This is a genomic window from Streptococcus infantis (assembly GCF_019929575.1).
In the GTDB taxonomy this organism is placed as follows: Bacteria; Bacillota; Bacilli; order Lactobacillales; family Streptococcaceae; genus Streptococcus; species Streptococcus infantis_L.
On sequence record NZ_JAHZPU010000041.1, the window covers coordinates 1 to 9331 of the forward strand.

The 9331-nt window shown below is 40.3% G+C and carries 8 protein-coding genes; 1 reads left to right on the forward strand and 7 read right to left on the reverse strand.

Annotation, left to right across the window (positions count from 1 at the left end):
* Nucleotides 1-79 precede the first annotated feature (79 nt).
* The 6 genes from K1I67_RS09150 to pbp2b all read right to left on the reverse strand — a co-directional run bounded on the left by K1I67_RS09150 (nucleotide 80) and on the right by pbp2b (nucleotide 6806).
* The gene (locus K1I67_RS09150) at nucleotides 80-787 is read right to left on the reverse strand and encodes a YwaF family protein (protein WP_223339690.1); all 708 of its coding nucleotides are present in this window, start codon (nucleotides 785-787) and stop codon (nucleotides 80-82) included.
* A gap of 120 nt (nucleotides 788-907) precedes the next feature.
* Nucleotides 908-1519 carry an NUDIX hydrolase gene (locus K1I67_RS09155; protein ID WP_223339691.1) on the reverse strand — a complete coding sequence of 204 codons (612 nt, stop codon included), beginning with the start codon at nucleotides 1517-1519 and terminating at the stop codon, nucleotides 908-910.
* Entirely contained in the window at nucleotides 1506-2879 is a 1374-nt protein-coding gene (locus K1I67_RS09160) for a UDP-N-acetylmuramoyl-tripeptide--D-alanyl-D-alanine ligase (RefSeq protein WP_223339692.1), read from the reverse strand. Before K1I67_RS09160 ends, K1I67_RS09155 begins: the two co-directional genes overlap by 14 nt.
* A 53-nt stretch (nucleotides 2880-2932) precedes the next feature.
* Nucleotides 2933-3976 carry a D-alanine--D-alanine ligase gene (locus K1I67_RS09165; RefSeq protein ID WP_223339693.1) on the reverse strand — a complete coding sequence of 348 codons (1044 nt, stop codon included), beginning with the start codon at nucleotides 3974-3976 and terminating at the stop codon, nucleotides 2933-2935.
* Between the two features lie 165 nt (nucleotides 3977-4141).
* Nucleotides 4142-4738: a recombination mediator RecR gene (gene recR / locus K1I67_RS09170; protein WP_049529763.1), complete on the reverse strand. Its 597-nt coding sequence runs from the start codon at nucleotides 4736-4738 to the stop codon at nucleotides 4142-4144.
* Nucleotides 4739-4748: 10 nt separating this feature from the next.
* Nucleotides 4749-6806, reverse strand: coding sequence for a penicillin-binding protein PBP2B (gene pbp2b / locus K1I67_RS09175; protein ID WP_223339694.1), 2058 nt, complete (start codon nucleotides 6804-6806; stop codon nucleotides 4749-4751).
* Nucleotides 6807-6987: 181 nt separating this feature from the next.
* Here pbp2b and K1I67_RS09180 point away from each other — a divergent pair, with 181 nt between their 5' ends.
* Nucleotides 6988-7833, forward strand: coding sequence for a MurR/RpiR family transcriptional regulator (locus K1I67_RS09180; protein ID WP_049504925.1), 846 nt, complete (start codon nucleotides 6988-6990; stop codon nucleotides 7831-7833).
* A 1068-nt stretch (nucleotides 7834-8901) separates the two neighbouring features.
* On the opposite strand, the gene K1I67_RS09945 is transcribed toward K1I67_RS09180, so the two are convergent.
* On the reverse strand, nucleotides 8902-9331 hold a 430-nt coding region (locus tag K1I67_RS09945; protein ID WP_263284493.1), incomplete at its 5' end, for an LPXTG cell wall anchor domain-containing protein.

A 9331-nucleotide genomic window follows, 5' to 3' on the forward strand; every position in this document is an offset into this window, starting at 1 on the left:
AGCTCAAACAGCTTGAAAGATACTCGCTTAATCAGAGGAACAACTTTGTTGCACTTGACTTGACAATTGGGGTATTTTTTTATTTCTGCCAGATTCTCAATCTTTTTTCTTCTTGTTCCTGAAGGATTGTCTGAAAAATTTTAGAGACTAAATAAATGGCACAAGTCAGGAATAGCGTAACCACTAGATAATTGATCAAACGACCGTGGTCTCCAACCAATGGCGGTTTTGTCAAAAAGCCATAATCTCCACCCGTCATTAGATTGACCACAAAGATCACAGCATTCAGTGAAGATGTGATGATTAGGGTTCGTTTGAAGTCCAATAAGCTAGCATCGTAGTCCTTCAAAAGATAAATCAAGGAATTTCCAAGGAGGGCTAGGTGTCCGAAAATAAAGGACAGGATAGCGATGTGGGGGAAGGGATAGGGATCTGGCACTGGATAAACAAAGGCTGCCAAAGTCCCAAAGGTTCCTAGCACAGCAAAATACTGTTTGACTCTAGAAACACCAGGAAGCAAAAGCACTATAAACATTGCCAGACGGCAATGATAAAAGGGTAGACTTTCTGTCAAAGGCATCTGATTTACCAAATACCAGCCGTAAAGTAGAATTAATTGAACGGCCTGTAAAATCTGGAAAAATCGTTGACAAACTTTTTTCTCACCATAACGATAGGCAAGAAATACAGTCAATGCCAATAAAGTAAATAGACTTCCATACCAAAGAAGATCAAATTGGGGTGGCTCCGAGGCCTGGGTGGTAAATAAAATATCCCAAACATTCATGTAACTTTCCTCATTTTCATATAAGCAGGCCTCTTACTCATCTCTATAGAGCCTAGCTTACATTTATTTCATATAATTTTGTGTAAAAGAAACTGTCGATCTTAATATAAAACAAAACTTCTAATCGACATATTGTTCCCGCTCACCCTGATAGACCTGCCATAGAATTTCCATTTGTTCTTGGGTTATTCGTTTTTCAGATAGGGGTGGGAGATTCTTGATATCAAAAAATTCAAGTTCCGCAATTTCTTGATTTTCTTGAAATTGTCCATCCAATAACTGACAGTCAAAGACGAACTCGGCATACTGCTTGTTCTGAAGTTGAAAGCGATTGGTATCGAAAACTGCCAATAAAGAGCCTACTTCTGCCGAAAATCCTGTTTCTTCCTGAACTTCTTTTCGGATATTTTCCTTGGGAGAATATCCTACCTCGCCAAAGCCACCAGGTAATGCCCAAGTATCCTCTCCTTGCCCTCTAACCAGGCAAATCTTCTGATTTTGAACAATCCATGCCCTTACATCCATCAAGGGAGTTGCATAGCTACCTGTTGGTTTTAAAATTGCAGTCAATTCCTCTTGATCGAGCTCCGTTTGAACCTGCAAGACACTCCATAAAATCTGACGTAAATCCTCATAACGTTCACGGTCATAAGGATCCTTTGAATAGGTCAACCCAGTATCAGTGATAGCTAACATTCTCTGAATAGCTTTGGCGAAATCAGTTGTGCTCATTTTCTAGGCTTTCTACTAGCTTGGCTAGATTCATAGAGTTCGAACCTTTAAGCAGAATCTGGTCATGTGCACCAAGACTTTCCTTGACCTGCTTAACCATGGCTTCAAACTGGTCTTCATCGGCTGTTTTCTTGAAGTAGTACACATGGCCGATTGGGAACATTTGACTGGCTAATTGAGCCAATTCAGCAATGTCTTCACCGTAAAAAATAACAGTATCAAGGGCATCGGGTGTAATGCTCAAAATCATCTGATTATGAAGTTGAACAGACTGGTCTCCAAGTTCTTTCATATCCGCCAGAACTGCGAGTTTCTTGCCACCTTCATTGGCTGGAATGGCAGAGAAAGTCTCCAAAATCAACTTCATAGCTGTTGGATTTGCATTGTAGACATCTGATAAGATATCCGCTCCATTAGCTGCCTTTTTCCACTCCGTACGATTGCGGGTCAATTCTAGAGCCTGGAAGGCTCGACCAATCTGCTCCTCAGTCACTCCTTCTTGCAGGGCAACATAAGAAGCAATCATAGCATTAGTCGCATTGTACTTACCTGTTACTGGCAAGTCAAGAGCCTGCTCCAAGAAATTAGCCTTGAAGGTTAAGCTATCCTTACGCTCAGTTAATTCTGTAATTTCGAGTTCTGCACCTGGACCAAAACGAACTACTTTTTGATCAGCAGGTAGATAATCCTCTACAATAGGATCAGCTGGCGCCAAAAGTAAGGAACCCTTTTCCATCCCATCAGCGATTTGTAATTTCCCTTTAGCGATCTCCGAACGGTCCTTGAAGAAGGCTAAATGAGCTTCTCCAACCAAGGTCACGATAGCTGTCTTTGGATGAGCTAATTCAGACAAAAGATGGATATCTCCTAGGTGATCCTGTCCCATTTCCAAGACCAGCTTTTCGGTATCATCTGGCATATGGAGAACCGTGTAGGGAAGGCCAATTTCATTATTGTAGTTCCCTTGTGTTTTGTAGGTTTTGTAGCTTGTAGAAAGCAAATGAGCCAACATATCCTTGGTTGTTGTCTTCCCATTTGAACCTGTAACAGCAAAGACATCTACTCCTGTCTTTTGAAGGTAATAGGCTGCAAGAGCCTGAAAGGCTGTCAAAACATCCTCTACTAAGATGCAAGGATGACCCGCTACTTCCTTTTCTGACAGAGTTACAGTAGCGCCGTTTTCAAAAGCCGTCTCGATAAAGTCATGACCATCACGCGCCCCCTTGAGTGGCACAAATAGATCACCAGGTCCAATCAAACGACTATCAAACTCTGCCTTAACTAGTGGACTGTCCGCATAGCTTGTCACATCATTTTTTGCACCGACAACACGCGCAACTTCGTGAATCGTAAGTTTCATGTTTACTCCTTTAAAAAGGGGCAGGGAGTCTTGCCCCGCCCTTATAGCTATCTTTACAATAGGTGCGCTTCACGCTTGTTAAAGCTTTCTTTAGCAAGCTCAACCAATCGCTCGATTAGTTCTGGATAGCTAATCCCCATATTGTCCCAGAGCAAGGGATACATAGACCACTGGGTAAATCCTGGCATGGTGTTGAGCTCATTTAGGAAAACTTCTCCCTTATCTGTATAGAAGAAGTCACAACGAGACAATCCAAGTCCACCGATAGCACGGAAGGCAGTTTCGGCATTCTTGCGCATAACCGATACTACATCATCGCTAATCTTGGCTGGAATATCCATAGTAATCTTGTTATCGATATATTTGGCATCATAGTCATAGAAGGCTACGTCTTTGACAACTTCACCAGGTAGCGTGCTCTTAACATCATAGTTTCCTAAAAGCCCAACTTCGATTTCACGCGCATTGACGCCTTGCTCAACCAAGACACGGCTATCATATTTAAAGGCGAGTTCGAGAGCTTGATGGAGTTCCTCTTTATTTTCAGACTTAGAAATACCAACACTAGAACCCATATTAGATGGTTTGGTAAAGACTGGGTAGGTTAATTTTTCTTCAACTTCTGCAATCTTAGAAGCCAAGTCATCCCCTTCAACAATCGCTACGTAAGGGACTTGGGCAATCCCAGCAGATTCCAAGACACGCTTAGTTGTGATTTTATCCATGGCAAGGCTTGAAGATAGGATGTTACAACCGACATAAGGCATTTTCAAGACTTCTAAGAAACCTTGAACAGAACCATCTTCTCCCATAGGTCCATGAAGAACTGGAAAAACAACCGCTCCTTCTTCGTAGATAGCACTTGGAGCAATTTTCTTGTCCCAATCAATCGTTTCATTGGTCATGAGACGTTCATCTTGTCCAGGAGTTTGGGTAAATTCTTGGGTTTTGATGAAATCACCGGACTGGCTGATAAAGAAGGTTTTGACTGCGAAACGATCATAGTTAACCGCACGCATGACACTCTCAGCCGACAATACAGACACTTCACGTTCTGCACTGCGTCCACCATATAATAAAATTATTGTTTGTTTCATATGATTGTCCTGTTTCTACTAGAATACTTGCTCTTTAGTATATCACATTTGTCTCTTTTTTTAAACTTGAATAGCAAAAAAGAGACTGGATTAAAAATAAATCCAGCCTCTTAGTTTCTTAAAATCTTATCTATTAGCTAATTGCCTGTTCTATATCCTCACAGACTAGAGTTCGGTACGATTTTCGATGGCTCTTAGGAGTGTTACTTCATCTGCATATTCGATATCAGCTCCGACTGCTAGACCTCGTGCTAAACGAGTAACCTTGATCCCTGCAGGTTTAAGAAGTCGAGAGATATACATAGAAGTCGCCTCACCATCAGCAGTGGCATTGGTGGCTACAATGACCTCTGAAACCTCGCTATCCATAAGACGAGTCATGAGACTTTTAAGATTGATGTCATCTGGGCTAATCCCATTCATAGGGGAAATCAAACCGTGCAAGACATGGTAAAGACCATGGTATTCTTGAATATTTTCCATGGCAGCGACATCGCGACTATCTTCCAGAACCAGAATCGTGGATTGGTCACGACTAGGGTCTGTACAGATAGAGCAAGGGTCCTCGTCTGTTAAACGTCCACAGATAGAACAATAGGTCAACTCTCTTTTAGCTGAAAGGAGATTTTTAGCAAATTCGTTGACGTCATCATCCGGCATTCCAATAGTATAAAAGGCTAGACGGGTTGCTGTCTTAATCCCAATACCAGGAAGTTTAGAATAACTGTCAATCAACTTAGCAATAGGTGTTGGATAAAGCATGGCTTCCTTTCTAATTCATTGGATGGTGTTGGTTGTATAGATTGATAATATCGCGAGCAATTGCTGGCCCAACATTTTTGGTTAAATTGGTATTATGAGGAAAGACTACTGCAACTGCAATTTGAGGATTTTCTGTTGGAGCATAGGCCACAGCATTGGTATTATTAGCTTCTTGACCACCAGCTACATAGCTTTCAGCTGTACCGGTCTTACCACTTATAGAAACAGTGGCGCCATCTAAAAATGCCCGTCCTGTCGTAAGGGGACTAGTTCCATGCGATACTTGGTAAAATCCTTGGTGCAAGATTGCCATATCTGATTCAGAAATATTGACCTTGTTGATTTCCTTGGTATCTATTGCTTGGATTAATTCCCCAAGGCCACCCTTATCATTGTTGTCGTATATTCCCTCGACAATATGTGGAGCTAGACGAACACCATTGTTAGCAATAGTTGCAACGTACTGGGCTAATTGCATCGGTGTGTAGTTATCAAACTGGCCAAAAGCATTAGTAATGAAATTGGCAAAGTTATACTCTTTGGGAACAAATCCAGTAGATTCATCTGGTAGGTCAATCCCAGTCGCAGAACCCAAACCATATTCACCAAAGGTTGAACGCAATTTCCCCATAGCAGACTCTAGATTGCTGGTGCCGACAAACATATTGGGTTGATAGGTCTGGCCCATGATTCCAAGAGCGGTTTGAACCATGTAAGCATTGGATGAATACTCCAAGGCTTCCACAGCTGTAATAGGAAAAGATCCATATGCCAATTTATACCAAGAATAAATTGGAGCTGAACCTTGGAAAACAATAGGCTGATCTGTTAAGGTTTGGTTTCCTGATAAAACACCATTTTCCCAACCTGAGCTGATGGTAGCTGCCTTAACGACAGATCCTGGCACAAAAACATTAGTAACTGTACCTAATGAATCTGGAGTTAATTCTCCAGTTTCTAGGTTATGCTTCATACCTGACATGGCAAGAACCGCACCAGTCTTGGGATTAAGGGCTACAGCATAGACTCCTTCTGAATATTTAGCTCCGCCATTATCTAGTTCCGAATTAAAATAACTTTTGAGAAGGTTATCCACTCCATCTTGGAAGCTTAGATCGATGGTTAGTTTGATATTTTTCCCCTTGCTACCTTCTTCGATATTTTTGACACTCTCTATGTCTCCATGTTTGTCAATATGGATTTCCTTAATCGTGCGCTTTCCTTGAAGGACCTCTTCGTATTGTTTTTCTAGATAGGATGTTCCAACACGGTCATTGAGGGAATAGCCTTTTTTAAGATAAGTATCGACTTCTTCAGCTGGAAGACCTGATTTCTCACTAGAGACACTTCCAACGATAGATGAAAGAGATGTTTCTAAAACCTTTCTATCCCACGAAGTTGAAATGCTAATACCAGGTAATTCCTTGGAAGCTGAAGCAATGATGGCCACCTGTGTGTCACTTAAGGGATCGGTTTGAATATTCCCTGTCGCAAAATTACCAACTGCATTGAGCTGGTTAAAGAGGTAGATAACCTTCTTTTCATCCTCTGAATAGTTCAGTTGATCAGAAGTGATACTCTCAGCAGCATTGTTATAAAGTTGAGTTTCGGACAGCTGATTGCCATCAGAATCAAAACGTTTATCCTTAGGAAGAGCCTCTACCGTTTTTTTATAGACAGCTGGGTCCGCTAGATAATAGTCAGCCATTTGACGTTGCGTCAAATCTGGCGAGGAAACTGTCACATAAGCTAGGAGCTTAGTAGAAATATCCTTTAAATCAGTAGCTGTCATCTTATTGCTTCGTGTGAAAGCCACTACTTGTTTAACGGTATTTTCTACCAAGGGTTTTCCAGCCGCGTCATAGATTTCTCCTCGAGCAGACCCCGTTGTTACCCTAGTTTGGCTAGCAGATGCTAACTTAGCTTCATAGAAATCCTTATTCAGAACTTGCATATAGAGCAAGCGACCAATGATGGTCATGAAGAGCAATATAACGATTGCAAACAATAAATTAAGCCGAATCGGTATCGAATGGCTGTTGAATTTTCTCATACAAATCAGTCTCATTTCTAATTAAAATCTTACTCTTCATTGTACCATAATTTGATGAGAAAATTATGGAAAAAGAAAAGACTTTTCCTTTTTATCCCAAAAACAAAGCAACTGTGGTATAATGGAAGTAAGCGCTATTTTATTTGTTAAATGTTATTGACAAATAGTTTTTAACAAATAGCTACAAAGGAGTCCCATGAACAAGCCAGACATCTCTACGATTATTGATCTTCACTTTGAAGAAATGACCGATTTAGAGCAAGAAATTGCCCGCTATTTTTTGCAGGCAGATACTATTCATGATGATTTGTCTTCTCAGCAGGTCACACAAAAACTTCATATTTCTCAGGCGGCTCTCACTCGTTTTGCCAAAAAATGTGGCTTCACGGGCTATCGGGAATTTATTTTCAAATACCAACAACAAAAGGATACCCTTTCCGTTCCTCAACAAGATATGAATCCTTTGACACAAAGAGTCTTGAGAAGCTATACAAATATCCGAGAAATGACACAAGAATTGATTGATGATGACCAACTGGAGCGTATTGCCCAAATGATTGATCAATCAGAACGCGTCTATTTTTTTGGGACTGGAAGTTCTGGCCTCGTTGCGCGTGAGATGAAATTGCGTTTCATGAGGCTTGGAGTCGTTTGTGAAGCTTTAACAGATCCAGATGGTTTCGCCTGGACAACTAGTATCATCGATGAAAAATGTTTGGTCTTTGGTTTCTCCCTTTCAGGAACAACTCCATCCATCATTGACAGTCTACTAGACGCCCAAGACATGGGGGCTAGAACTGTTCTTTTTACTAGTACGCCTAGCAAGGAAACTCAGGACTTCACAGAAACTGTATTGGTAGCAAGCCAGAGTCAGGCTTCCTATATCCAACGCATTTCTGCCCAACTTCCTATGTTGATCTTAATCGATCTACTCTATGCTTATTTCCTAGAAATTGATCGTGAAAGTAAAGAAAAAATCTTTAACAGTTATTGGGAAAATAAAAAACTAAACGGCTATCGTAGAAATAGAAGGTCTAGATAAGCCCTCATCCCTTTCAAGTGAATAATCATATGAGTAACCAGCGATTAAAGTCGCTGGTTTTTATACTCTTCGAAAATCTCTTCAAACCACGTCAGCTTCACCTTGGATTATATATGTGACTGACTTCGTCAGTTTTATCTGCAACCTCAAAGCTATGCTTTGAGCAACCTACGGCTAGCTTCCTAGTTTGCTCTTTGATTTTCATTGAGTATTAGTTTGCTCAAGTCCTATAACTGATGACTTATCATCACTGATATGTGAACATAGAACCCTAAACCTACTATCTTCTATAAAAAGTCTCTAAAGTTTCTATAGTTAGTTGGTTTAAAAACTGTAGAGACTATAGAGATTTGTAATGATAGATAAAACAGCCCAGCAGTGCCATATCACCTATGTTCGAAAGTTATAATACATATAGACTGAGGTAAACCTCATTATACTTCTCCCTTATGAGTATATTCTTAAAAGATGATAAGAGAGTTTTTCGAAAATTCAATCCCCATTAAACTTGAGCAAGTCAAACTTATCACCTTACTTCATCTAAAGAAACGTCATTCCAAAATTTTCAATGTCGAAAATTCCTAGTATTCGACTCACCTATCACAAATAAAACTTACCAAATATCAACTCTAGTTTGATCAAAAGAGAACTCCCACTCTACTATAGTGGATTGAATCTAGAATAGTCCGCTAAGGATTCTAAAACGTTTTTAGAAATTAATTTGAATTTCCTAATCTCTTTATTCATATCTTATTTCAATCTACTATAAAAACTTTATTTGGGTTCTTCCTTTTGTTGTGATTTATGAGGGGTTTTATCTCATAGAAAGACTTTTTGTTTTGGAAATGCATAAAAAGAGGCTGGGTAAAAGATCTTTAAAATCAGAAAAACGCATAATATCAGATATTCAAAAACCTTGATATTATGCGTTTTATGTTGAAAAGATTTTCTAAATGTTATCCCTAAAGTGGGGGATAGCCTCTCTTTTCTATGACTTAAAGCCGGCCTTGATCGTCAATGTGAGTTGTTATTTTAAATAAAGTAGCATTACTCTCCTAAGAAAGATGACTATTTTTCGTCTTCCTTCTTACGACGTCCAAGTGCTGCCAATCCTACAAGTCCTGCAACTACTCCGAGCACAGTTGATCCTGCAGATGTAGTTTCACCAGTATTTGGAAGTTGTTCTTTAGCCGATGTTGGATTAGCTGGTTGTTCCGAAACCGGTTTATCTGGTGTCGGGTTCACTGGTTTACCTGGTGTTGGATTCACTGGCTTACCTGGTGTTGGGTTCACTGGCTTACCTGGTGTTGGGTTCACTGGTTTACCTGGTGTTGGGTTCACCGGTTTACCTGGTGTTGGGTTCACCGGTTTACCTGGTGTTGGGTTCACCGGTTTGTCTGGAGTTGGCTCTACAGGCTTATCTGGTGTTTCTTTAAGTTTGTATACATAGGTTACATTCTTATCACCTTCGATAACCTTACCAGTTGTTGGGTCTGTT